The sequence below is a fragment of the Streptomyces sp. AC1-42W genome, assembly GCF_003248355.1.
In the GTDB taxonomy this organism is placed as follows: Bacteria; Actinomycetota; Actinomycetes; order Streptomycetales; family Streptomycetaceae; genus Streptomyces.
Genome location: NZ_QKWY01000002.1, coordinates 1,796,525 through 1,822,437 on the forward strand (window position 1 = coordinate 1,796,525; position 25,913 = coordinate 1,822,437).

The 25,913-nt window shown below is 69.7% G+C and carries 19 protein-coding genes and 4 pseudogenes; 14 read left to right on the forward strand and 9 right to left on the reverse strand.

Features of this window, described 5'->3' with window-relative positions; all coding sequences use genetic code 11:
- The first annotated feature begins 22 nt into the window (after window positions 1–22).
- From DNK56_RS26135 to DNK56_RS26155, 5 genes are all read left to right on the forward strand, one after another.
- Window positions 23–1,252 carry a L,D-transpeptidase gene (locus DNK56_RS26135; RefSeq protein WP_111338277.1) on the forward strand — a complete coding sequence of 410 codons (1,230 nt, stop codon included), beginning with the start codon at window positions 23–25 and terminating at the stop codon, window positions 1,250–1,252.
- Between the two features lie 156 nt (window positions 1,253–1,408).
- Window positions 1,409–2,665 (forward strand): L,D-transpeptidase, encoded by a 1,257-nt coding sequence (locus DNK56_RS26140; protein ID WP_199563622.1) that lies wholly within the window; start codon window positions 1,409–1,411, stop codon window positions 2,663–2,665.
- 150 nt (window positions 2,666–2,815) lie between these two features.
- A complete protein-coding gene (locus DNK56_RS26145) occupies window positions 2,816–3,583 on the forward strand; it encodes an enoyl-CoA hydratase/isomerase family protein (protein ID WP_111338279.1) in 768 nt (255 codons plus the stop codon).
- A 251-nt stretch (window positions 3,584–3,834) separates the two neighbouring features.
- Entirely contained in the window at window positions 3,835–4,350 is a 516-nt protein-coding gene (locus DNK56_RS26150) for an ATP-binding protein (protein WP_111338280.1), read from the forward strand.
- 433 nt (window positions 4,351–4,783) lie between these two features.
- On the forward strand, window positions 4,784–4,999 hold the full coding sequence (locus DNK56_RS26155; protein ID WP_037690105.1) for an EF-hand domain-containing protein: 216 nt from the start codon (window positions 4,784–4,786) through the stop codon (window positions 4,997–4,999).
- A 21-nt stretch (window positions 5,000–5,020) separates the two neighbouring features.
- On the opposite strand, the gene DNK56_RS26160 is transcribed toward DNK56_RS26155, so the two are convergent.
- Both DNK56_RS26160 and metG read right to left on the reverse strand, forming a co-directional pair.
- Window positions 5,021–6,505: a carboxylesterase/lipase family protein gene (locus DNK56_RS26160; protein WP_111338281.1), complete on the reverse strand. Its 1,485-nt coding sequence runs from the start codon at window positions 6,503–6,505 to the stop codon at window positions 5,021–5,023.
- A 106-nt stretch (window positions 6,506–6,611) separates the two neighbouring features.
- A complete protein-coding gene (metG, locus tag DNK56_RS26165; protein WP_111338282.1) occupies window positions 6,612–8,318 on the reverse strand; it encodes a methionine--tRNA ligase in 1,707 nt (568 codons plus the stop codon).
- 281 nt (window positions 8,319–8,599) lie between these two features.
- Between metG and DNK56_RS26170 the strand changes: the two genes are divergently transcribed.
- The 3 genes and pseudogenes from DNK56_RS26170 to DNK56_RS36215 all read left to right on the forward strand — a co-directional run bounded on the left by DNK56_RS26170 (window position 8,600) and on the right by DNK56_RS36215 (window position 14,379).
- Entirely contained in the window at window positions 8,600–9,112 is a 513-nt protein-coding gene (locus DNK56_RS26170) for a hypothetical protein (protein WP_241990184.1), read from the forward strand.
- Window positions 9,113–9,114: 2 nt separating this feature from the next.
- Window positions 9,115–13,453, forward strand: a pseudogene (locus tag DNK56_RS26175) (putative T7SS-secreted protein); the annotation flags it as partial.
- A gap of 380 nt (window positions 13,454–13,833) precedes the next feature.
- Window positions 13,834–14,379 carry a hypothetical protein gene (locus DNK56_RS36215; protein ID WP_241990084.1) on the forward strand — a complete coding sequence of 182 codons (546 nt, stop codon included), beginning with the start codon at window positions 13,834–13,836 and terminating at the stop codon, window positions 14,377–14,379.
- Window positions 14,380–14,385: 6 nt separating this feature from the next.
- Here DNK56_RS36215 and DNK56_RS26185 read toward each other — a convergent pair whose 3' ends face one another.
- Together DNK56_RS26185 and DNK56_RS26190 are read right to left on the reverse strand one after the other, a co-directional pair.
- On the reverse strand, window positions 14,386–15,822 hold the full coding sequence (locus DNK56_RS26185; protein ID WP_111338283.1) for a tyrosine-type recombinase/integrase: 1,437 nt from the start codon (window positions 15,820–15,822) through the stop codon (window positions 14,386–14,388).
- Between the two features lie 121 nt (window positions 15,823–15,943).
- Complete coding sequence (locus DNK56_RS26190; RefSeq protein WP_111338284.1) at window positions 15,944–16,225, reverse strand: helix-turn-helix domain-containing protein; 282 nt, start codon at window positions 16,223–16,225, stop codon at window positions 15,944–15,946.
- Window positions 16,226–16,258: 33 nt separating this feature from the next.
- On the opposite strand from DNK56_RS26190, the gene DNK56_RS26195 reads away from it, so the two are divergent.
- The gene (locus DNK56_RS26195; protein ID WP_111334507.1) at window positions 16,259–17,422 is read left to right on the forward strand and encodes an IS4 family transposase; all 1,164 of its coding nucleotides are present in this window, start codon (window positions 16,259–16,261) and stop codon (window positions 17,420–17,422) included.
- A gap of 602 nt (window positions 17,423–18,024) precedes the next feature.
- The gene (locus DNK56_RS34815) at window positions 18,025–18,375 is read left to right on the forward strand and encodes a hypothetical protein (RefSeq protein WP_146610425.1); all 351 of its coding nucleotides are present in this window, start codon (window positions 18,025–18,027) and stop codon (window positions 18,373–18,375) included.
- Here the strand turns inward: DNK56_RS34815 and DNK56_RS26200 are convergent.
- Window positions 18,370–19,778 (reverse strand): annotated as a pseudogene (locus DNK56_RS26200) (IS3 family transposase). The gene DNK56_RS34815 and the pseudogene DNK56_RS26200 sit on opposite strands and share 6 nt — an antisense overlap.
- Window positions 19,779–20,490: 712 nt before the next feature.
- Here DNK56_RS26200 and DNK56_RS26210 point away from each other — a divergent pair.
- Window positions 20,491–21,177: a GIY-YIG nuclease family protein gene (locus DNK56_RS26210; protein ID WP_111338286.1), complete on the forward strand. Its 687-nt coding sequence runs from the start codon at window positions 20,491–20,493 to the stop codon at window positions 21,175–21,177.
- Between the two features lie 31 nt (window positions 21,178–21,208).
- Here the strand turns inward: DNK56_RS26210 and DNK56_RS36220 are convergent.
- From DNK56_RS36220 to DNK56_RS35090, 4 genes and pseudogenes are all read right to left on the reverse strand, one after another.
- Window positions 21,209–21,509: pseudogene (locus tag DNK56_RS36220) on the reverse strand (NF041680 family putative transposase); the annotation flags it as partial.
- 483 nt (window positions 21,510–21,992) lie between these two features.
- Complete coding sequence (locus DNK56_RS26220) at window positions 21,993–22,208, reverse strand: DUF397 domain-containing protein (protein ID WP_111338287.1); 216 nt, start codon at window positions 22,206–22,208, stop codon at window positions 21,993–21,995.
- A complete protein-coding gene (locus tag DNK56_RS26225; protein WP_111338288.1) occupies window positions 22,208–23,107 on the reverse strand; it encodes a helix-turn-helix domain-containing protein in 900 nt (299 codons plus the stop codon). The genes DNK56_RS26220 and DNK56_RS26225 overlap by 1 nt, the downstream gene beginning before the upstream one ends.
- A 566-nt stretch (window positions 23,108–23,673) precedes the next feature.
- Window positions 23,674–23,832 (reverse strand): hypothetical protein, encoded by a 159-nt coding sequence (locus DNK56_RS35090; RefSeq protein ID WP_158558474.1) that lies wholly within the window; start codon window positions 23,830–23,832, stop codon window positions 23,674–23,676.
- A 225-nt stretch (window positions 23,833–24,057) separates the two neighbouring features.
- Here DNK56_RS35090 and DNK56_RS26235 point away from each other — a divergent pair, with 225 nt between their 5' ends.
- From DNK56_RS26235 to DNK56_RS26245, 3 genes and pseudogenes are all read left to right on the forward strand, one after another.
- The gene (locus DNK56_RS26235; RefSeq protein ID WP_241990185.1) at window positions 24,058–24,537 is read left to right on the forward strand and encodes a DUF6415 family natural product biosynthesis protein; all 480 of its coding nucleotides are present in this window, start codon (window positions 24,058–24,060) and stop codon (window positions 24,535–24,537) included.
- 130 nt (window positions 24,538–24,667) lie between these two features.
- Window positions 24,668–25,168: pseudogene (locus DNK56_RS26240) on the forward strand (trehalase-like domain-containing protein); the annotation flags it as partial.
- A 248-nt stretch (window positions 25,169–25,416) separates the two neighbouring features.
- A complete protein-coding gene (locus DNK56_RS26245; protein ID WP_241990085.1) occupies window positions 25,417–25,872 on the forward strand; it encodes a roadblock/LC7 domain-containing protein in 456 nt (151 codons plus the stop codon).
- Window positions 25,873–25,913 lie beyond the last annotated feature (41 nt).

Consider the following 25,913-nt stretch of genomic DNA (forward strand, 5'->3'; position numbering starts at 1 on the left):
CCGCCCCCGTCGTTGGCGGGTCATGAATCACGTAGCGAAGAAGGCGGCGGCGCACCGGACCGCCGCACCGGCCGGGCCGGGGACGCTCGCCGTACTGGTCCTGCTGGCCGTGCTCACGGCGTGCTCGGGCGCCGGCTCGTTCCTGGGCGGGAAGTCCGGGGAGCGGCGGGAGGCGATCCGGATCGTCCCCGCCGACCGGGCCGAGGACGTCCGCGCGGACGGGCCGCTGGAGGTGCGGGTGCCGGACGGGCGGCTGGAGAGCGTCCGGGTGCGGCGGATCGAGGACGCGCGGGAGGAGGAGGTGCCGGGCGGCATCGCCGGGGACGGCCGGTCCTGGGCGCCGGAGAAGGGCACCCGGCTGGCGCTCGCCGCCAAGTACGCCGTGGACGCGGTGGCGGTGGACGGCGACGGCCACCGCGCGGCCCGGCACACCACCTTCACCACAGCGGTCCCCGGGCACCGCTTCATCGGCTACTTCAAGCCGGAGAACCGCTCCACGGTCGGTACCGGGATGATCGTGTCGTTCGAGTTCAGCCGCCCGGTGACCCGGCGCGCGGCGGTGGAGCGGGCGATCCGGGTGACCGCCGATCCGCCGGTGGCCGTCGTGGGGCACTGGTTCGGCCGGAGCAGGCTGGACTTCCGCCCGGCCGCCTACTGGGAGCCGGGCACCGAGGTCACGGTGGACATCGGGCTGCGCGACGTGGAGGGCGCGCCGGGGGTGTACGGCAGTCAGGACAAGACCGTGCGGTTCACGGTGGGCCGGGAGCAGATCTCGCGGGTGGACGTCGCCGCGCACACGATGGAGGTGCGCCGCGACGGGGAGCTGGTCTCCACCCTCCCGGTCACCGCGGGCTCCGATTCCACCCGCACGTACAACGGGAGGATGGTGGTCAGCGAGATGCGCGAGGTGACGCGGATGAACGGCGACACGGTCGGCTTCGGCGGCGAGTACGACATCAAGGACGTGCCGCACGCCATCCGGCTGACCAGGTCCGGCACGTTCCTGCACGGCAACTACTGGTCCGGTGACGAGGTGTTCGGCTCCACCAACGTCAGCCACGGCTGCATCGGGCTGCGTGACGTCCGGGGCGGCAGCGGCTCGACCCCGGCCGGCTGGTTCTTCGACCGCACCCTCGTCGGGGACGTGGTCGAGGTCGTCAACTCGGGGGACAGGACGGTCGCGCCGGACAACGGCCTGGGCGGCTGGAACCTCACCTGGAACCAGTGGCGGGCGGGCTCCGCCGCGCGCTGACCACTTGGGACGGAACGGTGACATTTCCGGGGCGATCTGCCCACAGTCGGTGTGATTATCTCTTTACTGAGCGCGCAGGTGCAGCGCGCGGGGGCGGGAACCCGCGGGTTCCCGGGGCCTTGGCGGGGCCAGGCCGTGTGAGGGGAGACGACCACATTGAACGGGCAGCCGATATCGGGGACATCGGCCGTGGCGGGCGGCGGACGACGGGTGCGCAGGGCCACCGGTCTGCCGGCGCTGGCGATGGGCGCGCTGCTGCTGCTGGTGACGGCGTGCGGCGGGGGCGGCACCGACGCCGGCAAGGCGGGGTCCGCCAAGGCGGGCGGGGTCGCGGAGCAGGACACCAGCGCCTCGCAGGCCGTGGTGACCGTCGCGCCCGAGGACGGGACCGACGACGTCGCCACCAGCGGCGCGCTGAAGATCACGGCGGAGCGGGGGAAGCTGACCACCGTCAAGGTCTCCGACCCCAAGGGCGGCGAGGTCGAGGGCACGATCGCGGCGGACGGCGCGAGCTGGACGCCCGAGAGGCACCTGGCGGCGGCGACCAAGTACAAGGTCCACGCGGTGGCCAAGGATGCCAAGGGCCGCGAGTCCGCGAAGGACACCACCTTCACCACGCTCGTCCCCAAGAACACCTTCATCGGCCAGTACACCCCGGAGGACGGCTCGACGGTCGGCGTCGGCATGCCGGTCTCCATCCACTTCACCCGGGGCATCACCGCCCCCGAGGCCGTCGAGAAGGCCATCAAGGTGACCGCCGAACCGGCCGTCCCGGTCGAGGGCCACTGGTTCGGCAACGACCGCCTGGACTTCCGCCCCGAGAAGTACTGGGCCGCCGGCACCAAGGTGACCGTCGAGCTCAACCTCGACGGCGTGGAGGGCCGGCCCGGCGTCTACGGCAAGCAGGCCAAGACCGTCTCCTTCACCATCGGCCGCAGCCAGGTCAGCACGGTCGACGCCAAGTCGCACCGGATGAAGGTCGTCCGCGACGGCGAGCAGATCAAGGACATCCCGATCTCGGCGGGCGCCCCGGCCACCACCACGTACAACGGCCAGATGGTCATCAGCGAGAAGCTGCGGGTCACCCGGATGAACGGGGACACCGTCGGCTTCGGCGGCGAGTACGACATCAAGGACGTGCCGCACGCGATGCGCCTGTCCACCTCGGGCACCTTCATCCACGGCAACTACTGGGGCGGGCCCGGCGTCTTCGGCAGCGCCAACACCAGCCACGGCTGCGTCGGCCTCCAGGACGTGCGCGGCGGCGGCGACTCGAAGATGCCCGCGGCCTGGTTCTTCGACAACTCGCTCATCGGCGACGTCGTCGTCGTGGAGAACTCCCAGGACAAGACGATCAGTCCGGACAACGGCCTCAACGGCTGGAACATGAGCTGGTCGGAGTGGACCGCCTGACCGGCGCTCCTGGACCGTACGGCGGGCCCGGCACCGGACACCCGGTGCCGGGCCCGCCCGCGTCCGCCGCCCCGCCCGCGTCCGCCGCCCCGCCCGCGTCCGCCGCCCCGCCCGGTGCCGCACGGGTTAGCGCCGGTTAACCTGCCTCCCATGACCGTAACCCTCGAAGCAAGCGGCGGCGTCGGCACCATCCGGCTGGACCGCCCGCCGATGAACGCCCTGGACGTCGCGACCCAGGACCGGCTGCGCGAACTGGCCGAAGAGGCGTCCCGGCGCGACGACATCAGGGCCGTGGTGCTCTACGGCGGCGAGAAGGTGTTCGCGGCCGGCGCGGACATCAAGGAGATGCAGGCCATGGACCACGCGGCGATGGTGCTGCGCTCCAAGGCCCTCCAGGACTCCTTCACCGCCGTGGCCCGCATCCCCAAGCCCGTCGTCGCGGCCGTCACCGGGTACGCGCTGGGCGGCGGCTGCGAACTGGCCCTCTGCGCGGACTTCCGGATCGCCGGGGACAACGCGAGGCTCGGCCAGCCGGAGATCCTGCTCGGCCTCATTCCCGGCGCCGGCGGCACCCAGCGGCTCGCCCGGCTGGTGGGCCCCGCCAAGGCCAAGGACCTCATCTTCACCGGCCGCCACGTCAAGGCGGACGAGGCCCTGACCATGGGCCTGGTGGACCGCGTGGTGCCCGCCGCCGAGGTGTACGAGCAGGCGCACGCCTGGGCGGCCCGGCTCGCGAAGGGCCCCGCGCTGGCCCTGCGCGCGGCCAAGGAGGCCGTCGACGCCGGACTGGAGACGGACATCGACACCGGCCTCACGATCGAGCGAACCTGGTTCGCAGGTCTGTTCGCCACGGAGGACCGGGAGCGCGGAATGCGCAGCTTTGTGGAGGAGGGTCCGGGCAAGGCCGAGTTCCTCTGACCGAACACCGATGGAGAACGCGTACGGGCGCGTTCATCCGTGCGGGCGGATTGGCGAAAGCGCGGGGGGACCTCGGGAACCGCCGGGGCCCCCTCTCGCGTGAATTCCGAAAGGGGCATCGTCGCCGCAGGTCAGAAGGCGTATTCCGAGCCACGACATGCCGCTGGCATATGCCGGTTGCCGCTCGGGGGAGGGCTGATTGCCGGTCGGGGATTCCCCCGGAACGGCCCCGGAGGGCCCGCCGTGCGGCCATGATGGTGTGCATGGCGGGCCTGGAGGGTGTGGAGCAGCCGCGACCGCGCAGCAGCGCGACAGCGGCACGGAGATTGCCGGCCGTCGAGGACGAACAGGCGTTCAAAGCGCTGGAGTTGTTCGGAAACCCGACGGAGGAGGAAGTGCGGCTGCCCTCCCGTCCGGAGTCAGCCGCCACCGCCCGGCGGCTCACCGGATGCGTCATCCTGCATCAGTGGGCGCTCTCCCCGCAGGCCGCCGAACACGCCGTGCTGCTCGTCTCCGAACTCGTCGGCAACGCCGTGCGGCACACCGGCGCCCGCGTCTTCGGGTTACGCATGCTGCGCCGCCGCGGCTGGATCAGGATCGAGGTGCGCGACCCCTCCCGGGGGCTGCCCTGTCTGATGCCGGTCCGCGAGATGGACATCAGCGGGCGCGGCCTGATGCTCGTGGACAAGCTCTCCGACCGCTGGGGCGTGGACCTCTTACCGCGCGGCAAGACCACCTGGTTCGAGATGCGCATCTCCGACCGCTGACCCCGCCCCCCGTTCGGGCCCGCGGAAGAACCCGCCTCCGGGAACGCGGAAGCCCCCGGAACGGCCGTGGTGCGGCGCCTCGGGGGCTTCTGTGGGGGACCGTGAAATGGGGGGTGTGTTCACGGCCGCATGTGACGACCTGGCTCGGGTCGGAGGAGGTCGTGACACCGACTATGACAGAGGGGCGACCCTCTGGCCAAAGCAGCAAATGCTTCACTTCTATGACAAAAGCGGACAGTTTAGAGGTGAAATGTAGGTGTGTTGGGTCACTTGCCTGCAAATCCATGAATATTCATGAATGCTCCGGCATGTTCTTTTGATCATCCACGATGTGGGCAGTGGCCGCCGAGGTGATCCACCGGCCGCCGAATGGGCCGCGCGGGGCGCCCGTTAATCTGAGCATCGTCAGACAGTCCTACGAAGGGGCGGAACAATGGCGGACATCGAGTCGGCGCGCAAGGCGTTCGAGCGGTACGACCTGAACGGCGACGGGTTGATCTCGGCTGCCGAGTACAAGAGCGTCATGGCCCAGCTGGGTGACCCCTACGTCACCGAGCCGGTCGCGCAGGCCGTGATCAACTCGCACGACACCAACGGCGACGGGCTCCTCACCTTCGACGAGTTCTGGGCCGCGCAGAACAAGGGCTGACCGCGACCGGACACCCCTGACTCAGGGGGTGTTCCGGCGCCCGCCCCGCCGGTACGGGGGCCAGCCGCGCAGTTCGTCGTCGCGCGGGGCCCGGACCACCGCCGGGGCACCGGGCCCGAAGCGCATCACCGGGCGCGAGGCGTCCCACCCCGGCCAGCCGGGCGCGCCGGACACCGCGAACCGCACCCACGCCGCGTGCATCGCGCCGGCCAGCTCCTGCGGCGCGTCGTACCCCGCCAGCGCCACCGCGTCCTGGGTGCGCAGGGTGTCGAAGACGAAGCCGATCTCCAGCCCGTGACAGGCCCCGAGCCCCCCGACCGGGGACGGCCAGCCGAACTCGTACAGATGCGTGGTGCCGGGGGCGCGGGCGTCGGCCAGCCGGTTCAGCGGCACCCGCAGCAGCAGATCGGTGGCGAGCGCGCCGAGCAGCTCGCCGCGCGTGGCGCCGGGCCGGTTGGCGCGGTACGTACGGACCGTGGCGCGCGGCACCCGGGACTTCAGCAGCGCCAGCCGCAGCCTCGTACGGGAGAGCCGTTCGGTCAGCCCGCTCGGCACGAACCACAGCCGGTACTCCTCGGTGTTCGAGCCCATCAGCAGCCCCACCCCGGCCCCGGCCCCGTCGAGCAGGGCCTCCAGCGGGTCGCGGGGCAGCAGCTCGCCGTCCACCACCAGCCGGAACGCGTGCCCGCCGGTCAGCGGCGAACCCCCGTCCGTCACGGCGCCCTGCGCGGCCAGCAGCGCCGCCGGGTCCACCCCGGCCAGAGCCCGCGCCGTCGCCGCCACCCCGAGCCGCCGCGCGACGAGTTCCGTGGTCCGCCGCGCCTCGGCCACCGGCAGCGCCGAGGGGACGCCGCTCTGCAGCACCGCCCGCCGGAACAGCCCGCGCGCCCGCGGCGCGGACAGCAGCGCCCCGATGCCGATGGCGCCCGCCGACTCGCCGCACAGCGTGACCCGGTCCGGATCGCCGCCGAACGCCGCGATGTTGTCCCGCACCCAGCCCAGGGCGGCCAGCTGGTCGAGCAGCCCCCGGTTGGCCGGCGCGTCCGGGAGCACGGCGAACCCCTCCATGCCCAGCCGGTAGTTGACCGACACGCACACCACCCCGTCGCGGGCGAACGCCGTGCCGTCGTACAGCGGAAGGGCGGAGGAGCCGTGCAGCAGGTTGCCGCCGTGCACCCAGACCAGCACCGGCAGCCCGGCGCCCGCCGGGTCCGGCGTCCACACATTGAGGTTGAGGCAGTCCTCGCCCGGCACCGAGGGGTCGGCCAGCAGCCGGTCGAGCGGCGGGGCGTAGGGCCGCTTGGGCGCGGTCGGCCCGAACGCGGTGGCCGCCCGCACCCCGGTCCAGGGCTCCGGCGGCGCGGGCGCCCCGAAGCGCCGGGCGCCGACCGGGGCCGCCGCGTACGGGATGCCCCGGAACACGGCGACCCCGCGCTCGTACGTGCCGCGCACGGGGCCGTGGACCGTCTCGGCGTACGGCGCGGGCGGCGGGGACGGGTCTGTCATGGCCTGCCGCCCCTTCCGCGCTCGCCGGACGTGGGCTCCAGCAGACCACGGTCCCGCCGGGGCGGCCAGGGGGGAGGCCGGCGGTCCCCGGCGTACCGCGTGCCGGCTACTGGGCGCCGAAGCGCGAGCGCCAGGTCTCCAGGTCCTCGTCCGTGATCTTGGCGAAGAGCACCGGCGGCACCGTGAAGGCGGTCCCGGCCGGCACCGACGCCAGGGCGCGCGCCTCGTCCGCGCCGACCCACGTCGCCGAGTCGTCCGCCAGGGCGAACGCCTCGCGCATGGCCCGCGCCGACGCCGGGATGAACGGCTCCGAGACGACCGCGTACAGGTGGATCAGGTTCATCGCGGTACGCAGGGTCAGCGCGGCGCCCTCCTGGTCGGTCTTGATCTCCAGCCAGGGGGCCTTCTCCTCCAGGTAGGAGTTGCCCGCGCTCCACAGCGCGCGCAGCGCCTGGGCGGCCTTGCGGAACTGGAGCGCCTCCAGATGGCCCTCGTACTCCGCGAGCAGCCCCGCGATCTCCTCGCCCAGCTTGTGCTCGGCCTCCCCGGCCTCCTTGCCGGCCGGGACCTCGTCGCCGAAGCGCTTGCGGGAGAAGGACAGCACCCGGTTGACGAAGTTGCCGAGGGTGTCGGCCAGGTCCTTGTTGACCGAGGTGGCGAACAGCTCCCAGGTGAACGACGTGTCGTCCGACTCGGGGGCCTGCGCCATCAGGAAGTAGCGCCAGTAGTCGGCCGGCAGCAGTTCCAGGGCCGTGTCGGAGAAGATCCCGCGCTGCTGCGAGGTCGAGAACTTCCCGCCGTAGTAGTTGAGCCAGTTGAACGCCTTGACCAGGTCCACCCGCTTGACCGGCTCACGGGTGCCGATCTGCATCGCCGGGAACATCACCGTGTGGAACGGGACGTTGTCCTTGGCCATGAACTGCGTGTACCGGACGTCCGCGGCGTCGTACCACCAGGACTTCCAGTCGCGGGACTCCGGCTCCAGGTCCGCCCACTCCTTCGTCGCCCCGAGGTACTCGATGGGGGCGTCGAACCAGACGTAGAAGACCTTGCCCTCGGCCGCCAGCTCCGGCCAGGTGTCCGCGGGGACCGGCACGCCCCACTCCAGGTCGCGGGTGATCGCCCGGTCGTGCAGGCCCTCGGTGAGCCACTTGCGGGCGATCGAGGAGGCCAGCTGCGGCCACTCCTCACCGGTCTCGTCGATCCACGCCTCGACCTCGCCGGACAGCTTCGACTGGAGCAGGAAGAGGTGCTTGGTCTCCCGGACCTCCAGCTCGCTGCTGCCGCTGATCGCGGAGCGCGGCTCGATGAGGTCGGTCGGGTCCAGCACGCGCGTGCAGTTCTCGCACTGGTCGCCGCGCGCCTTGTCGTAACCGCAGTGCGGACACGTGCCGACGATGTAGCGGTCCGGCAGGAAGCGGTCGTCGGCGATCGAGAAGACCTGGCGGATCGCCCGCTCCTCGATGAAGCCGTTCTCGTGGAGCTTGCGGGCGAAGTGCTGGGTGATCTCGCGGTTCTGCGCGGAGGAGCTGCGGCCGAAGTAGTCGAAGGAGAGCCCGAAGCCCTCGTAGACCGCCCGCTGCGCGTCGTGCTGCCGCGCGCAGAACTCCGCGACCGGCAGCCCGGCCGCCTTCGCGGCCAGCTCGGCCGGGGTGCCGTGCTCGTCGGTGGCGCAGATGTACAGCGCGTCCTCGCCGCGCTGGCGCAGGTACCGTGTGTACACGTCCGCCGGGAGCATCGACCCGACCAGGTTCCCCAGGTGCTTGATCCCGTTGATGTAGGGAAGCGCGCTGGTGATCAGGTGTCGAGTCATCGTCGGATGCTCCCAATTTCTGCTGCGTAGAGCCGGCTGCGGCCCGGCACGGAGTCGAGGTCGGATTCCTGCCGCGGTGCACCGGTCGGACGCGGGAACGTGCCGGTGGCGCGCTGTTGCAGGCCGCATCCATCCTAGCCAATACCCGACAGCCGCCCTCACCGCATTTCCGGGCCCGCCACGACCCCCGCCCCGGCGAGAACCGCGGCCTTCCCACGAAGCGTCCTGATCTACGGTGGGGCGGGTTGCCGGACGAGGGGGAGGGGTTCTCGGGGCTGGCGATGACCGGGATGGAGGCCGGGCACCACGGGCTCTCGGTGGACTTCGAGGACTTCTGCGAGCGCTGGGAGTGGGGGGTGCGGGCTCTGGTGCGGGACGCCAGTGGGCTCGCGAATCTGCTGGGTCTGGCGGCGGGTACGCAGTGGGAGCACGACCAGTACCTCGCGGGCACGCTCAAGGTGGGCGCCAACGCCCTGTTCGGCGGGAACCCGCACGCGAGCGAGGAGGAGATCGCCCGGCAGGACTGGGGCGACGTCCTCACGCCGGACTACCTGGACCCGGACTACAGCCCGGAGTCGTTCCAGCGGGCCGGCCAGGACATGGGGCAGACCTGGAAGGACACCGGCCGCACGGTCCTCACCGAGGGCACCGGCGGCCGCCGGGCCGACATGTTCAACAGCGCGCTGGGGATCTCCGACGAGCAGTTCGACGGCATGCTGGACGAGACGTTCGGCCCGTCCCCGGAAGAGCGCGCACAGCGGGCACAGCAGCGAAGTGAGCCGGGGGGCGACTGACCGTGGGCATAGGCGACGTCATCAGCGACCTGACGCCCGACCCGGTCGAGAACGCGGTCGAGGACGGTATCGAGTGGGCCGGCGACCGGGTCGAGGACGTGGGGAACTGGACGGCCGACCGGCTGGATGACGTCGGCTGGCAGTCCGGCGCGGACTGGGTGCGTGAACAGTCCCGTTCCGTCGCCAACCGGATGGGCGCCGAGGTCGACGAGATGGACCTCGGGCAGACCGAGGACAGGACCGAGCTCGTCTACGGCAGCCCCGCCGAGATCACTGCCACGGTCGCGAAGCTCCGGGCCTTCCGGGCCGCGTTCGACGGCACCGGGGACGGGCTGAAGGGGCTGGACTCCGGAGAGCTCAAGGGCGAGACGGCCGACGCCCTGCGCACCGCGGTGAGCACCCAGCCGCCGAAGTGGTACGCGGCCGCCGACGCCGCGGCCGGGGCGCTGGGGGCTCTCGACGCCTTCGCGGACACCGTCACCTGGGCACAGGGCCAGGCGCAGACGGCGATCGACAAGTGGAAGGCGGGCGTCAAGGCGTCCGAGGACGCCGCGGACGCCCACCGCAAGAAGGTGGACGACTACAACAGCGCCGTCGACCGCTGCAACGCCCTGCCCGCCGACCGGCGTGACCCGTCCTCGCTGCCGCCGCGGCCGCCGTCGACGTTCACCGACCCCGGGCAAGCAGCTGATGCAGGACGCGCAGGACTTACTCGCCGCCGCCCGCGAGCAGCGCAACTCCGCGGCCGAGACCGCCCGGACGGCGGTCAGGGCCGCCCGCGACCTGGCGCCGCGGAAGCCGTCGTACGCCGGGCAGGTGCGGGACGGGTTCGAGGAGTCCCAGGTCATGGGCATGCACCTGGACGGCGGGATCATCAAGGCGTCGGCGGGCATCGTCAACTTCGTGCGGGGTGTCAACCCGATGGACCCGTACAACCTGACGCACCCGGCGCAGTACGCCACCTCGCTCAACAGCCTGGCGGCCGGGCTGGTGGTCGCCGCGAACGACCCGGCCGGCACCGGCAGCCGGATGGTCCAGGACTTCATGAAGGACCCGGCCGAGGGCGTCGGCCGGCTGATCCCCGACCTCGCGCTGACCGCCGCCACGGGAGGCGGCGGCGCCGCGGTCAAGGGCCTGCGCGTCGTCGACGAGGCGTCCGACATCGCCCGGCTGCGGCGACTGGCGGACGACGCCCCGGAGGGCACCCACACCCGGTCGGACGGCCGGCGCGTCACCGACGGCACCGACCCCGTCGACCTGGCCACGGGCCGGATGTTCCTGCCGCAGACCGATGTCGCGCTCCCCGGCATCCTGCCGCTGCTGTTCACCCGCCGCACCGAGTCCGGCCTGACCGCCGGCCGCTTCCTGGGCCCGTCCTGGACCTCCACCGTCGACGAACGCCTCCAGATCGACTCCGTCGGCGTCCTCCACGTCACCGCGGACGGCCTCCTGATCCGCTACCCGCACCCGGCACCCGGCGCGCCCGTCCGGCCGGAGTCCGGGCGGGCCCGTACGCTGCTGGCCCGCGACGCGAACGGCGACTACACGGTCACCGACCCCGACAGCGGCCTGGTCCTCGACTTCGACGCCCCGCCCGGCGCGGAGCCCGGGGGCGACGGCGTCGCCTGGCTCGGCGAGATCACCGATCGCAACGGCCACCGGATCACCGTCGAGCGCGCCGAGGGCGGCCTGCCGCTGGCCCTGGTCCACTCCGCGGGCCGGCGGCTCGGCCTGACGACCGCCGACGGCCGGATCACCGCCCTGTCCCTGACGGGTGCGGGTGCGGACGCCACGGACCTGCTCCTGATGAGCTACGGCTACACGGACGGCGACCTCACCGCCGTCACCAAGCCGTCCGGCGCCACGACCACCTTCGTCTACGACGACCGCCACCGCGTCACCGCCTGGATCGACTCCAACGACAGCCGCTACGACTACGTCTACGACGACCGGGACCGCGTCGTCGCGGAGGGCGGCGAGGCCGGCCACGTACAGATCACCCTCGCCTACACCGACCCCGACCCCGACAGCGGCCACCGCACCACCGCGCTCACCACCGCCGACGGCCACACCACCCGCCACCTCTTCGGCCCCGGCTGCCTCCCGCTCGCCGTCACCGACCCACTCGGCCACACCACCCGCTTCACCCACGACCCGCACGGCAACACCCTGACCCGCACCGACCCACTGGGCCTGCGCACCGCCTTCACCTACGACGGGGACGACCGGCCGGTCGCGACCACCGCCCCGGACGGCGGCGAACTGCGCACCGTGCGCGGCCCGTCGGGCCTGCCGGTCGAGATCACCGGCCCGGACGGCAGCCGGGTGCTCCAGGAGTTCGACGAACGCGGCAACCGCACGGCCGTCACCGACGCGGCCGGGGCCACCACCCGCTACACCTACGACGACGCGGGCCGCCTCACCTCGGTCACCGACGCCCTCGGCGCCACGACCCACGTCGAGTGCGACGCCGCCGGCCTGACCGTACGGGTGACCGGCCCCGGCGGAGCCGTCACCCGCACCGAGCGGGACCCCCTCGGACGGCCCGTCCGCATCACCGACCCGGTGGGCGCCGTCACCCGCCTGGAATGGCACCCCGACGGCGAACTCGCCCGGCGCACCGCACCGGACGGCGCCACCGAGTCATGGACGTACGACGGCGAGGGCAACGCGCTCACGCACACCGACGCGGCGGGCGGGACCAGCCGCTTCGAGTACACCCACTTCGACCTCCTCGCCGCCCGCACCGGACCGGACGGCGCCCGCTACGCGTTCGAGCACGACCGGGAGCTGCGCCTCACCCGCGTCACCAACCCGCAGGGCCTGACCTGGGACTACGCGTACGACGCGGCGGGTCGCCTCGTCGCGGAAACCGACTTCGACGGCCGCACCCTCGCCTACGAGACGGACGCGGCGAACCGGATCACCGCCCGCACCGACGCCCTCGGCGGGACCATCACCTTCGAACGCGACCCACTCGGCCGGGTGATCCGCAAGGACGTCGGCGGCCGGGTGACGACGTACGCCTACGACCGGGCGGGGCGGCTGCTCGAAGCGGTGGGCCCGGACAGCGAGATCCGCTACCGGTACGACCGCCGGGGCGCGGTCAAGACCGAACTGGTGGACGGCCGTGCCCTCTCCTACTCCTACGACGCGCTGGGCCGCCGTACCGGGCGCGTCACACCCACCGGCCACGCCACCTCCTACACGTACGCTCCCGACGGCCGCGCCCGCAGCCTCACCAGCGGCGGCCACCGCATCGACTTCACGCACGACGACGCCGGCCGCGAACTCACCCGCGCCTACGACGACGCGCTCACCATGACCTCCGCCTGGGACGAGGCCGGCCGCCTCACCGCCCAGCACATCGACGCCGGACCCCGCCGCGTCAACAGCCGCGCCTACACCTACCGCGCCGACGGCCACCTCGTGTCCGTCGCCGACCGGAAGTCCGGCACCCGCACCTTCGACCTCGACCCGGTGGGCCGCGTCACCGCCGTCCACGCCAAGGACTGGACCGAGCGCTACACCTACGACGACGCCGGCAACCAGACCTCCGCCACCTGGCCCTCCGGCCACCCCGGCGCCGAAGCCACCGGCTCCCGCGCCTACACCGCCACCACCCTCACCCGCGCCGGCGACACCCGCTTCGAGCACGACGCCCTCGGCCGGGTCACACTGCGCCGCAGGACCCGGCTGTCCCGCAAACCCGACACCTGGCACTACACCTGGGACACGGAGAGCCGCCTCACCTCCGTCACCACCCCCGACGGCACCCGCTGGCGCTACCACTACGACCCGCTCGGCCGCCGCACGGCCAAACAACGCCTGACCGCGGACGGGGACGTGGCCGAGGAGACCCGGTTCACCTGGGACGGCCTCACCCTCTGCGAACAGACCACCCACCGGCCCGACACCCCGACCGCGGTCGCCCTCAGCTGGGACCACCACGGCCCGGCCCCCCTCGCCCAGACCGAACGCATCCTCACGGCCGACGACCACCACACGGAGATCGACCGCCGCTTCTTCGCCATCGCCACCGACCTCGTCGGCACCCCCACCGAACTCATCGACGAGACCGGCCACACCGCCTGGCACTCCCGCACCACCCTCTGGGGCACCACCACCTGGCCCCGCACCAGCACCACGTACACCCCCCTCCGCTTCCCCGGCCAGTACTACGACCCGGAAACCGGCCTCCACTACAACGTCTTCCGCCACTACGACCCCTCCACAGGCCGCTACACCTCCCCAGACCCCCTGGGCCTGACCCCGGCCCCCAACCCGAACACGTACGTGGACAACCCGCACCGGTGGACGGACCGTCTGGGGCTGGCCCCGGACTACATCCCGATCTACCGGACTCCCAAGGGAGCCCACGCGCAGTACGAACTCGACAACGGTCCGAACCCGGCCAACCACCAACCGGGCGTGGACATCGGCGGCGGATACATCTCGAACGGGAAGGTCTACTTCGGTGAAGAGGCCGTCGCAGCCGAGTACGCCGGGCCCACAGGCATCAACTTCGCGAAGGGAATGGTGAAGTACGAGATGCATCCGTCGTTCCTGGAGGAGTTCGGCGAGTATGCGAAGATCATCGACAGAAACGGCCCCGGCGGAGCGCCGCGCCTGGAGTTCGAAATTCCTGTGGAGAAGCTGGACCGATTCAACGAGCTCACACAGAACCGCAGCTGGATCTCGATCTTCGGAGGACCTGAATGATGTTTCACGACGATCAGGAACTGGATGTCACGGTGACCGGGGTCGCTCCGGTGGGCTCACGCGTCGAAGCCGACGGCGTGACCGGGTTCATCGACCAGGTGAAGCACCCCTCATGGTGGGACGAGGACGCCGCACCGCCCCGGGTCGGGGACCGGCTGCACGTAGTCGTGCTCGACGCGAGCCGGGAACCGCCCCGCTTCAGCGCGCTGCAATGTGACATCGACAGGGCGCGCGGCTCCCGGCGCGCCGTTGACGACTCCGCCGGGGAGCTCCAGATCTCTTCCGTGGAGGAACGAGGTGCCGGGACCGCAGTGTGCGTGGCCCGCTGTGTCGGTGGCGTGGTGCGCGCCGGGGCAGATTTCGAAGTTCGTCTCCCCGACGGCGCGGCCGGCGGAGCCCCGGTGGTGCTGAGACTCGACCGGATCGAGCGCGACGGGCAGACGGCGGAGTCTCTGCATCCGCCCTACGGCGCGACCGTCCGGGTCTCGGGCGACGGCGTGGACCTCCTGAAGAAAGGCGTCACCCTCACCGCCGCCGGCGAATGAACGTCCTCAGCACTCGATGATGTTCACCGCGAGCCCGCCGCGTGCCGTCTCCTTGTACTTGACGGACATGTCCGCGCCCTGTCGCACTATGCCTTTGACCTGCATGTTCGGGGGTATATGAGCTGCCCTGCATGCCAGCAGGGACTTCTCAGGGACTTTCGGCCGGGAGGGGCCCCGCAGCCAGGCGTCCATCGCGGCGATACCTCGCTGTCCCGCACCGGGCATGAAGTGAGCGTAGTGGTCGAGGGTCACCTTCGGTGTTGAGTGCCCGAGCCACTTGGACAGGCTGACGACCGACTCGCCGGCCTCCAGTTGCACGCTCGCGTAGGTGTGGCGGAGGACGTGGAACATGTCCTCGCGTGGGGCGGCGTAGAGCAGGACCCGGCGAACCCGGTTGCCGTCGTGCCGTACCTTCTCGCCCACGGGCTTGATCAGCCCGGCGGCGGCGAGCGCACGCTTCCAGCTGCGGTCGTTCCAGGTGCGGTAGTAGATGCGGTTGCCGTGGGACGAGGTGAGGACCAGTGCGACCGTGATCGGCTTCCGCTGGCGCTCCTCGAGCGCGGTGGTCGGGGCCTCCGGGTTCCGCCAGGGCAACGTGCAGGAAGTCGGCGGGAACCGGCTGAAGTGAGCTCGGGCCCGGAAGGCGAGGTTGGCCGGCAGGGGGACCTCACGGGTCTTGCGCCCCTTGGGGAGCGAGAAGTAGGGGCGGCCTTTGATGTCCCACCTGAGCTGGCGGCGGATGTGGACGACTCCAGCCGCGAAGTCGAAGTCCTCTTCGGCGAGACCGAACGCTTCGCCTTGGCGCAGCCCGAGGCCGATGCCGAGATCGACCGCGATCCGGTAGCGGTCCTGCAACTCCGAGCGGACGGCGTCGACGACCTCACGTGACCATGCCTTGGCCTTGCTGTCGATTGCTCGTGGGGGCTTGACGCTGTTCTTCGCCTTCATCGGGTTGCGCAGCAGACGCTGGTCGTCGACGGCGCTGCCGAGGATCGAGGACAGGTGTCCCCAGATCACCTCTGCCGTCGACTCTTCGACCCTCGTGAGCAGTGCTGCCTTGAAGGTCCGTAGAGCGGACGCGTCGATCTCACGCAGGGCGTAGTCGCCCACCAACGGGATGATGTGGTTCCAGATGCGGCTGCGCATCGGGTCCGCCGTCGAGGGCTCGTCGGAACGGCCCGCCCACCAGTGCTCGACGATGTAGTCGGCGAGAAGGATCTCCCCCTTGCGGGGATCGACGAACTCGCCGCGGCTGGAGTCCGTCTTGGCGCTGGCGAGCCACTGCTTCGCGTCCTCGCTCGTGTGGAACGACCGGTCCTGGATACCGGGAATCCCCTTGACCCGGTAGCGCTTCCCGGTGCCATAGATCGCGGTCCGCTCCCGCTTCCCGGTCAGCTTGTCGGGGCGCTTCTTCAGCCATCGGTCTTCTATGTAACCCGCCATGATGGGGCCCTCCAGTGGTGCGTGATCATGAGCTGGTCGGTGTTAACGCGATCTGCGGCACGATCCAATCCCCGTGCGGAGAACTTCTTCTCGGGGAAGACCGGACGCGTAGACCACCGCGCTACTTCACGACCTTCGAGCGCCGTTGCGGCTTCCGGTTCAGCGGGTCAAGGGCGCTGTTGGAGCGGGAGTCCGCTCGCTCCTGATCGCGGACCCACTCGTCGAGCGCCGTGATCCGGTACATCACACGCCGTCCCATGCGGAAGCTGGGAGGCCCCTGTCGACGGTGTCGCCAGACGTACAACGTGTTGGGTGAGATGCCGAGGTACTCGGCAGCACTGGGGCAACGTCGCTCGCTTAGTTCATGATCGCGTAGAGTCTCGGTCTTGTGCCGAGAGATCACATAGTTGGTGAGACGTACCCGGAGCGGGTCCGGATGGGGGTGCTGTCGCGTACGTTCACGCCCGAGCTGGTCGACTTCGTGGTCGATGAGGCGGGGGCGCGCGAGGAGCGGACCCGGTCGTTGCCGGCCCGGCTGATGGTGTATTTCGTCCTGACGATGTGGCTGTTCAGCGGTGACGGATACGGCCTGGTGCTGCGGGAGTTGGTGGAGCACTGGCCGCGCCGGGCGCGGGAGGTGTGGCGTCCGGCGCGCACGGGGTCTCTGACAACGGCGCGGGCCCGGCTGGGTGCGGGGCCGCTGCGACTGCTCTTCGACCGGGTCGCCGGTTGCACCGGCACTGCGGCCACGCCGGGGGCTTTCTGGCGCGGGCTGCGGCTGACCTCCATGGACGGCACACTGCTGGACGTTCCTGACAGCGAGGCGAACGCTGCCGCCTACACCCGTGCCTCCAACGGAAATCGGCCTGGACCGTACCCGCAGGTGAGGCTCCTCGCGCTGGTGGAGTGCGGCACGAAGGCGTTGATCGGTGCGGTCTTCGACTCCTTCGCCGTCGGCGAGCGCACCTTGGCCGCCCGCCTCCTGGTGCACCTGCGGGAAGGCATCCTGTTGATGGCCGACCGGGGCTTTCCAGCCTATGAGCTGTGGCGGGCAGCCGCGGTCACCGGGGCCGAACTCCTGTGGCGGGTCTCGGATTCCTTCACCCTGCGGCCGCATGAGGTTCTGGCCGACGGCACCTTCCTCACCCGCCTGAACGGGCCGCGCGGCGCCCGGATCACCGTGCGCGCCGTGGAGTACACCGTGGTCACCACCACGATCGGCGCGGACGGCGACAGTGAGGAGACCTCGGAGCTGTTCTGCCTGATCACCACGCTCCTGGACCCCGAGGCGGCACCCGCCGCAGAGCTGGCAGAGCTGTACACCGCCCGCTGGACCAGCGAGACGATCTTCAAGCACATCAAGATCGAACAGCGGGGAGGACGCACCGCGACCCTCCGGTCCAACAGTCCCGCCATGGTCGAGCAGGAACTGTGGGCCATGCTCTGCGTCTACCAGGCCGTACACGACCTGGCCGTGGACGCCGCCCACCACGCGAACCTCCCCGTCTCGCACATCAGCTTCAAGAACACCCTCGCCGCCGCCCGACGTTCCGTCGGCGCGGACTTTCCCCCCTCGGCAACTGACCGCCAGGATCCGTGACATCCAGGCCGACCTGACCCGCGAGGCCGTCCGTCCCCGCCCCGGACGTGCCGCACCCCGCGCCACCAAACGCAGCACCACCGGATACCGCACCCTCAAACCGGACGAGCCCGCCACCACCAAGGTCACCCACACGATCAGCCTCTCGCTCTTCCCCGAAGAACGACGACCACGCAAGCCGCGGGCGAAGCCGAGACCCCTGCAACTCGCCCCGCAGGAAACGACGTCACCGACACTCAAAGACATGGCGACGGCCATCTAATAGAGCGACGTTGAGCACTGGGGAGGGTCAAGAAAGCGGTCTGGGATGCTCCGCGCGGCTCCGGCATGGGTCGACTCCTGTCGTGTGGGGCGATGACAGGACGAGATTCCAGGGAAAGGCCGAGTTGGACGAACCGGGTTCTTGCGATAGAGAGGGCGTTGCTGAAATGGATCTTGTGATGCCGAAGCAGCTAACGGTGGTTGTCCGCTGCGCTAAGGCCGAGGCATGGGTCTGCAAACGAGAGCAGGACTGGCCACCCGTCGGACAGCCCGGTTCATGAAGCGCGAGGTTAGCGGTCAAACTGTGGGTCGGCGCATAACTGACCTGGAACGGAGACGCCGTGACGGACCCCCTCACAGACGGCCAGCCCATCGAAGCCGTACCGACGGAGTGCAGCGGCACCACTTTCCGTTCTCGACTCGAAGCCGACTGGGCCTGCACCCTCGACACTCACAGCATCCTCTGGCAGTACGAGCCTGAGCGAATCACCCTGCTGTCAGGGGCGCATTACCTGCCGGACTTCTGGCTGCCTGAGATCGGGACATGGCTTGAGGTCAAGGGACCATCCACGCCCCGTAAGGAAAAGGCCGTCGAGCTGGGCAAGGCGCGCGCCTGCCACTGCGACGGCCCTTGCGCCTGTGCGTGGCCCGCGGTAGCTGTCAAGTCAAATGAAACGATTGTGCGGCTATGAACTGTGTTGTTGTGATTCGTGTCGTCGGGTGGGGTCGTTGATCCATGCCTGCTGGGGGATCTTCGGTGGCACGGGCCGGTGGTTGAAGCGTTCGGGGTGCTGCTCGAACGCGACCGTGAGGGTGGTCGCCCGTTGCTCGCGGACGAGGTCGGCGGTGCCGAAATGGACGCTGGCCGGGGTGTGGTAGCCGATCCCGGAGTGCCGGTGGACGTGGTTGTAGTGCGAGATGAACGCGTCCATCCACTCGCGTGCGTGGGCGAGGGAATCGAAGCGTTCGGGGTAGTCCGACTGGTACTTCGTGGTGCGGAACCGGCTCTCGCTGTACGGGTTGTCGTTGCTGACCCTGGGTCTGGAGTGGCTTCGGGTGACGCCCAGGTCGAGAAGCATCTGGGAGACCTGCCTGGAGGTCATCGAGGTGCCGCGGTCGGCGTGAACGGTGTGCGGCACGATCCCGTTGCGGTCGATCGCCTCTTGGATCAACTCCTCGGCTCGCGCCGCTGATTCGGCCTGCTCGACGGTGTGGCCGACGACATAGCGGGAGTAGATGTCGAGGATCACGTAGCCGTGGAACCAGACTCCCTTCGCCGGGCCGGCCAGGCGGGTGATGTCCCAGCTCCAGACCTGGGAAGGCCCGTCGGCGACGAGTTCGGGAATGGTGCGGGGAGGATGGGTGGCCCGCCGGCGGCGTTCGCCGTCCTGACCGGCTTCCTTCAGGATCCGGTACATCGTGCGCTCGGAACAGTGGTAACGGCCCTCGTCCAGCTCGCGGGCATAGACCTGCGCGGGCGGCAGGTCCACGTACTCGGGCCGGTTCATCAGCTCCAGCACCGCCCGCCGCTCGGCCGCCGACAGCGCGTTGACCGGCGCCGGACGCGGAGCCTTCGGCCTGGGCGGGGCCGGGTTGAGCCGCCGGTGGTGGGTGGCCCGGGAGCGTCCCGTCAGACGGCACGCCACCACGATGCCCACGTGCGGAGCGAGCTGCTCGACCAGGGCGTGCAGATGATGTTCGAGGACGTCGTTCAGTCCGCGCTGTCGGAGACCGATTCCAACAGCGCGACAGCTTTTCCCAGCACCTCCACCGCGGCGCGGTTCTTCGCCAGCTCCTTCTCCAGCCGTTCCACCTGCCTGCGCAGCCTGTCGTTCTCCGCCTCGGCCGGGTGCTTCCTCGGGCGGGCGGGGCTGGTGCGGTGATCGGTCAGCTTCTCCAGCGCGCCCGCATCCCTGGCCTGCCGCCACTCGATGATGTGCGAGTGGTACAGCCTCTCCCGGCGCAGGACAGCGCCCTTGTCCCCGGCGGGGGCCGCGTCGTACTCGGCGACGATCCGCAGCTTGTACTCGGGGGCGAAACGGCGGCGCTTCGGCTTCGGCGCCGGATCCTGCCCGGCGGGCTTGGTGCTGGTCATGCGGGTGGTTCTCCTGTCGTACCCGCCCACAATATCTGATCATTTCGGGGCGTCTCACCCAACGGTGTCAGAGAGGGCGGTGGCGAGATGGTCCTCCTTGGCTGGGTCGCGGAACGCACCCATGGCGACATCAACGTGGCTCGCAGCCGTTCGGGCTATGCCAGCTGGGCCGCCGCTCACGGGCCCAGCGCGTACTTCGTGTTGTGCCCCTGGTGCGGGCGCAGACAGTGGATCACTCTGCGCCGTCCGTGGAGGTGTCGTGCTTGTTGTCGCAGTCTGGAAAGCGAGGAGCTCTACCAGCCCCACGACCGTGTGCTGTCTTTCGGGAGCGGATCGGTGTGGTCGCCTGCGGACACGGCGGCCATCCGCAGGGAGATCGCCGAACAGATAGCCGAGGCAGAGACCGCCGACTTGGAGGACTTTCGCTCGGAGGCCTCGTACGAAGAGTGAGGGCGCGGGCGCGTAGTGCTCGCTCACTTGCGAGTGAAGGTCCACCCTCGGCCGGGCACCGAATGGGCGCCGTGCGGTCGCCACAAGGCGGCGGCACTTCGACGGCTCTCCAGGGGCGGTCGGCCGAGGGCGCTGAACCCCACAGGTCTGGAACAGATCCGCGCGCCCGGCGTCTTCACAACATGGCGGCCCGAACACTGCGGGCCGCCTTCGCCGAAGGAGGCTCATCATCCGCGTCTACCGCCGATATCCCTACGCCGTCTTGGTCGACGCCGTCACCCTTCTCAATCAGGACCTGAGCCCCACCGCCCGCCTTACATACGCCGTCCTCACCGCAGACCAACAGGTCGCCGAGGGCAGCGACACCTTCGACCTGGACCACATTGCCCGCGTTGTGGGCCTGGCCGGCTCGGACGCGCTGCTACCATTCCTTGCTGAACTCACCGCGGTCGGTGTAGTCGACAAGCGTGAGCACCACGGCCTGGGTCTTGTCCTCTCCGTGAACCTCGAGGCGATACCTCCAGCCGACCAGCAACCGTGCGTGCCCTGCGACGACTGCGGCCAGTGCTCGTGCAGTGGCCTGAGAGAGGTTTGCCAGTCCTGCTCAGAGGTCCGGGCATCACGTGTCCCCGAGGCGGAGAGCACCAATGAGATGGACTCCCGGTGGGTCTATGCCGTGTCCACTGAAGCCGACCCGCAGTCCATAAAGATCGGTGTTGCCGGGAACATTCAGAAGCGCCTTAAGCAGCTTCAGATTGGGTCGGCGTCTCCCATAGTGCTGCGCTGGCAGTCGCCGGGCGGATTTCCGTTGGAGAGCCACCTCCACGAGAAGTTCACCCGGCTGCGGATCGTAGGGGAGTGGTTCAACTTCCAGCGCACCGCAGACCCAGTGAAGGCCATCAACAAGGCGGCGCGGATCTTCCTTCAGCAGTACGACGCCACCCATTGAGCTTGTTCTTTATCTACCAAGATCTTCCGGGTCAACCGATGGCCTTGAGAGTCTCAGGGCGATTGACGGTCTTGCCGACGTTGTAGCGGGTTGCCCGGTGCTCGTTCTTGGCGCCGGGTGGCCGTCCGGGTCCGGTGCCTCGGGGTTTGGGAACACGGGCCGGGCAGGCGAGGTGAGCGCGCGGATGTTCTGAACCCCCGGCGAACCCGGGCCGGGGTGAGCCGGTCGGAGCCCGTGGGTTTGTCCCAGGGCCGGGGGAGGTCCGTGGCAAGGGGCCGGGCGAGCCGGAGCTAGGCGTGGGCGACGATCAGGATTCAGGTCCAGCGGTCCGCGGGCCTTGACCCCAGATGTTGGACACACGAGACACTGGATCCTGAGGACCTGAGGACGGACATCTCGTGTTCAGGCGTCGGCAAGTTCGAGAGCCCGCGGGCTGTCGGTCGCCCATGTCATGGTGACGGCAGCGGTGTGCGCGTGCGCGTGCGCGGTGGCATCCTGAGCGAGGACTCCGCCGGCGAGGAGGCTCTCGTCGTCGGGATGGGCTTGTGGACTCCGTTTAGAACTGACCACTGACCGTCAGCAGACGAACCTGCAGCAAGTCCCAGCCACTTATCACGTATCAGCCCCCGGCCGCGCACCTGACCGAGGGCTGCTTCGAGGATCGGGTTGGATCAGAATCCAGCGTGCTGAAGCAGTCTTCGGACGATGCTGGTGATGGCCCGGCGGGGCTGTGTGCCCGGCGATGCGCGCATGGAGAAGGGGCTCTCTCTCCGCCACGGCAGTGACGAGGAGGGAGCCCCCCCTGAACGCTCGGGCTATGACGTGATAAAGCGCTCCTCGCTCACGCCGCTGATGAACTCGCGCCAGGAATCGGCCGGGAACACGACGGCCGCACCGTGGGGGACCTTGGAGTCCCGGATGGCCATCCGCCCGTTGGGCAGCCGGCCGCCTTCCACGCATGCGCCTCCCTGGTCGTTGCTGTAGCTCGATCGGAACCAGCTGACCCCAAGATCATCGGCCCTGGTCTGCATCAAATCTCCTTGCTTACGCGGTGGATCATGCTCAGAGACTCCTGATAGCCCGGAGCAAGTGCTTGAAGTTCACTGAATGCCGTCTCGTACTTCTTCACGTCATCATCGCGACGCGAGACGCCGGCGCCGACCAGGTTCTCGAGGTACACCATCGGTCGGAGGTTGGGGACTGGCGGCCCAAACCGCAGCAGAATGAAGGGACCGTTCATGCCGGGGTGATAGCCCAAGCTGAACGGTACGACCTGCACCTTGACGTTGGGCAGGGAGCTGGAGATCTCCATGATGTGCTCCAGCTGCCCCTTCATCACCGAGCGGTCGGCGACCACGCGTCGCAGGACCGCCTCGTTGATGATCGCAACGAAGTCGAGTGGGTCAACCTTGCGATGCAAAACTTCCTGACGAGTCATGCGTACCGCGACCAGGCGGTCGATCTGGTCGCTGGGAAGGCCCGCGTGGGCCCTCTGGTGGATGGCTCGGACGTACGGTTCGGTCTGAAGCAGTCCAGGAACGAACTCGGCCTCGTAGCATCCCATCTTCTCGGCGGTGGCCTCCAAGCCGAGGTACGCCTTGAAGCCCGGCTGGATGACGTCACGCACTTCGGGGGACTGCCACCAGTCCTTCTTCGTCTTCGTGACTGTGGCGTACCCCGCCAAGACTCGCTGCTTCTCGGGTGCTGCCCCGTAGATGTGGCACAGCGCTATGACGTCAGCCGGCTCAACTGATCCGCTGTCCGCCGTCTCCAACCGAGTCAACTTCGAGCCGGCCCAGGATAGATGACGGCATACCTCTGCGCCGGTCATCTTCCTCTGCAGCCGTAGCTGACGTAGCTCAACGCCCAGTTGGAGCCGACATAGAGCAGGCGTTGCTGCTTCGAAGGCCGATTCGGCCACTTCGATCATCCCGCACCCTCCCGAATCTTGGACCCAGTCTGACGGTGAACGTTCGAGTTGCGCAACGCAGCTTCTCCTGACTAGTGCAACGTTCGGCTGATTCGCAGAACTCTCTTGCAGGACAGCAAAGTTTGCAGTGAAATTCGTCTGAAGCAATTGCTCCTGAGAGCTTCCACGATAGGTCTTGCGCTGTCATGATGTCTGCGGATCGAGTGCACTGGGTCACCGATCGACACTCATGGTTGCCATCCCCGTCTGCTGGCATGTCGGTAGCCCTTCGTGGGCGTGCTTGCAGCACGACGACCTCCGACGAAGCCGAGGCCAGCAATGCGCCAGAGCAATGCCCGCACCATGCGGAACTGGATGAGCGAGGTACGCCCCGAGCGTGTGCGAGGGGTCGACTACGCAGCTCGTCCCGTCCCCAACCCGTACGCACTCGTAGCTGCCGTACGTCGCTCCCAGGTGGACCGGCGCGTAGAGCAGATCCGCAGTCGCCACCGGACGCCAAGGGTTTGCCTATACGCGTTATCCGGCGACGGTGAGAGCCTGGCCGCATCGCTCAACTCCGCTGCGGCCTACGCCGAAGCGCGGTCATGGCAGGTGTCGGCAGGGCGGTCCCACTCCGACTTGGTGGGCCAGCCGGCTTCCTCGTCGCGGCCGGGCTGGAGGCTCGTGAAGAGCCAGGTACGCGCCGGCTTCGCGGACGGAGTGGTGGTGGCTACCGCCGAGGCCATCAGTACGGAGTTCGATGAGTATCGACGGGAACTCGACTGGTTCGCCTCGCACTTCGCCTTCGTGGCCGTAGTGACACCCGAAGCTGTGGGGCTGCCATGAGCAGGACGACTCGGATCATGGATCGGCCGCCGGCTCAGCATGTTGCGACGGGCGCGTGCCGTCCGTTCGGTCCCAAGTCCGAGCGCGGGCGAATCGCTCGAACGTTGCATGATGCCGTGGGGCTGATGCGCGCAATACGGGTCACCTTTCCCCGGCTTGAACTGACGGCCAGTCAACACTCGCACCGGACGGGACAGGGGCGGGACCAGGTAGTCGCCGCGACAGAGACGGTTGCGCTCGTGCTGGGCGAGGACTCGCCCGTTCCTGAGAACGCCGCCGATGTGGAGGACCTCGTCCTGCGGTTGCGGGGCCACGTCCAGCACCTCGGCCCCCTGGCGCCTGCGACCGAGCCGGCCCTCCGGCAGGCGCAGCAGCTCTGCTCGGAAAGTCTTCCCGACGGCTACGTGCCCAGCCGAGTCCATCTCGTCAATCTGGCTCGGGCCACCCAGCAACTGCTCGCTGTAGCGGGGAACGACAGAGCTGTCACCGTGGAGTCGCCGCGCCGACGTTGGTGGTGGAGGCCGTCGTTGAACGTATGGCGCGGCTCCGTTTTCGCCCTGGCACTCGCCGTTTTGGTGCTTGCCGCATCGGTGCCGCGTAGGTGACCGGCACCGGGGCCGCCCTCATTGCGCTGATCCTCGGTCCGACGGCCTGGCTGGTCGTCCGCGACGGCCGTACGCGCCGCCACCACTCCCAGAAACGATCCCCTTCCAGGGGCCTACGGAGATTTTTACGATGACGCGTCATCCACGTATCGAGCGATACGGCCTGATCGGCGACCTGCAGACCAGTGCGCACGTCTGCGACGACGGATCGGTCGACTGGCTGTGTCTGCCCCGCTTCGACTCGCCGGCCGCCTTCGCGCGACTGGTCGGCGAGAAACAGCACGGCAGTTGGCGGATCGCACCGGCCTCGTCGTTCGACGACGACGGCCGCGAGGTCACCGCCGAGCGCCGCTACCGCAGGGACTCCCTCGTCCTGGAGTCGGTCTGGCACACGCCGGCTGGGATGGTCCGTGTCACGGACTTCATGCCGCCGCGCAAGGGCGAGCCGCAGGTGATCCAGGTCGTCGAGGGCCTGACCGGCGAGGTCGCGATGGTGTCGGCCATGCGCCTGCGCCCGGGTTACGGCCGTGTCCACCCGTGGACCCACGAGGTCGGCGGACGCATGGTCGTCGAGGCCGGCGCGGACGCGATATGGCAGGACACCGGCATCCAGCAAGCGGAGCGGCTCGGTGCCCCGTCCGCGCCGGGCACGGAAGCCCTCCCGCCTCCAACTCACCGTACGAGCCGGGACCGCGGGGGCCTGACGCCGCTGCGCGCACAGCCACCGACACCGTCTTGATGCGCAGGGCACCGGACCGGCCGACCCCGCCCAACCCCCACCCGGACGTGGACCAACCGGTCCGGTCCATCCGCAAGCGTGAACGGCATTGCCCTGTGCCGCGCCGAAGCCGACGCCAACCCATACCCCGGAGTGATCCCTTGAGCACCCACCCTGCGAGCAGCACGCCCGCATCGAAGACTACGGCCGACGAAGACCGCGACGACATCGCCTGGCTCCTGCGCGAATTCGCCACCGACACGACCGGCGTCACGCACGTGGTCCTGCTGTCGCGGGACGGATTGCGGCTGCTGGACAGCGAGGTTGACAGGGGCTGGGCGGACTCGCTCGCCGCCTCGGTCAGCGGCCTTGCCTCCCTCGCGGGGGGTTTCACCGGCCCCGGCGGCAGGAGGTGCCCGGCCAGGCAGGTACTGATCGAGCGGGACGATTGCCTGATCTTCGTGCGGAACGCCGGACGGAGTTCCGCCTTCGACAACCAGCCTGGTGGCGTGGACACGATCTTGGCAGTGGTGGCCGCCGTGGATTCCGACGCGCACACCATCGGGTTCAGCATGGGTCGCCTGGTCGGCCGGCTCGCCCCGTACATGCTGCGTTGAACCAACGCCCGAAGCCACCTCGTCCGCAGCCGATCACCAGC

What these genes read in the sequence shown, in the direction of transcription:
- DNK56_RS35090 (WP_158558474.1), bottom strand. Translation starts at nt 23,832, where the DNA reads ATGGCCTCGGCGGTAGCCACCACCACTCCGTCCGCGAAGCCGGCGCGT.
- DNK56_RS26195 (WP_111334507.1), top strand. Translation starts at nt 16,259, where the DNA reads ATGGGGGTGCTGTCGCGTACGTTCACGCCCGAGCTGGTCGACTTCGTG.
- DNK56_RS36215 (WP_241990084.1), top strand. Translation starts at nt 13,834, where the DNA reads ATGTTTCACGACGATCAGGAACTGGATGTCACGGTGACCGGGGTCGCT.
- metG (WP_111338282.1), bottom strand. Translation starts at nt 8,318, where the DNA reads ATGACTCGACACCTGATCACCAGCGCGCTTCCCTACATCAACGGGATC.
- DNK56_RS26220 (WP_111338287.1), bottom strand. Translation starts at nt 22,208, where the DNA reads ATGCAGACCAGGGCCGATGATCTTGGGGTCAGCTGGTTCCGATCGAGC.
- DNK56_RS26150 (WP_111338280.1), top strand. Translation starts at nt 3,835, where the DNA reads ATGATGGTGTGCATGGCGGGCCTGGAGGGTGTGGAGCAGCCGCGACCG.
- DNK56_RS26170 (WP_241990184.1), top strand. Translation starts at nt 8,600, where the DNA reads ATGACCGGGATGGAGGCCGGGCACCACGGGCTCTCGGTGGACTTCGAG.
- DNK56_RS26135 (WP_111338277.1), top strand. Translation starts at nt 23, where the DNA reads ATGAATCACGTAGCGAAGAAGGCGGCGGCGCACCGGACCGCCGCACCG.
- DNK56_RS26235 (WP_241990185.1), top strand. Translation starts at nt 24,058, where the DNA reads ATGCGCGCAATACGGGTCACCTTTCCCCGGCTTGAACTGACGGCCAGT.
- DNK56_RS26145 (WP_111338279.1), top strand. Translation starts at nt 2,816, where the DNA reads ATGACCGTAACCCTCGAAGCAAGCGGCGGCGTCGGCACCATCCGGCTG.
- DNK56_RS26160 (WP_111338281.1), bottom strand. Translation starts at nt 6,505, where the DNA reads ATGACAGACCCGTCCCCGCCGCCCGCGCCGTACGCCGAGACGGTCCAC.
- DNK56_RS26225 (WP_111338288.1), bottom strand. Translation starts at nt 23,107, where the DNA reads ATGATCGAAGTGGCCGAATCGGCCTTCGAAGCAGCAACGCCTGCTCTA.
- DNK56_RS26185 (WP_111338283.1), bottom strand. Translation starts at nt 15,822, where the DNA reads ATGGCGGGTTACATAGAAGACCGATGGCTGAAGAAGCGCCCCGACAAG.
- DNK56_RS26155 (WP_037690105.1), top strand. Translation starts at nt 4,784, where the DNA reads ATGGCGGACATCGAGTCGGCGCGCAAGGCGTTCGAGCGGTACGACCTG.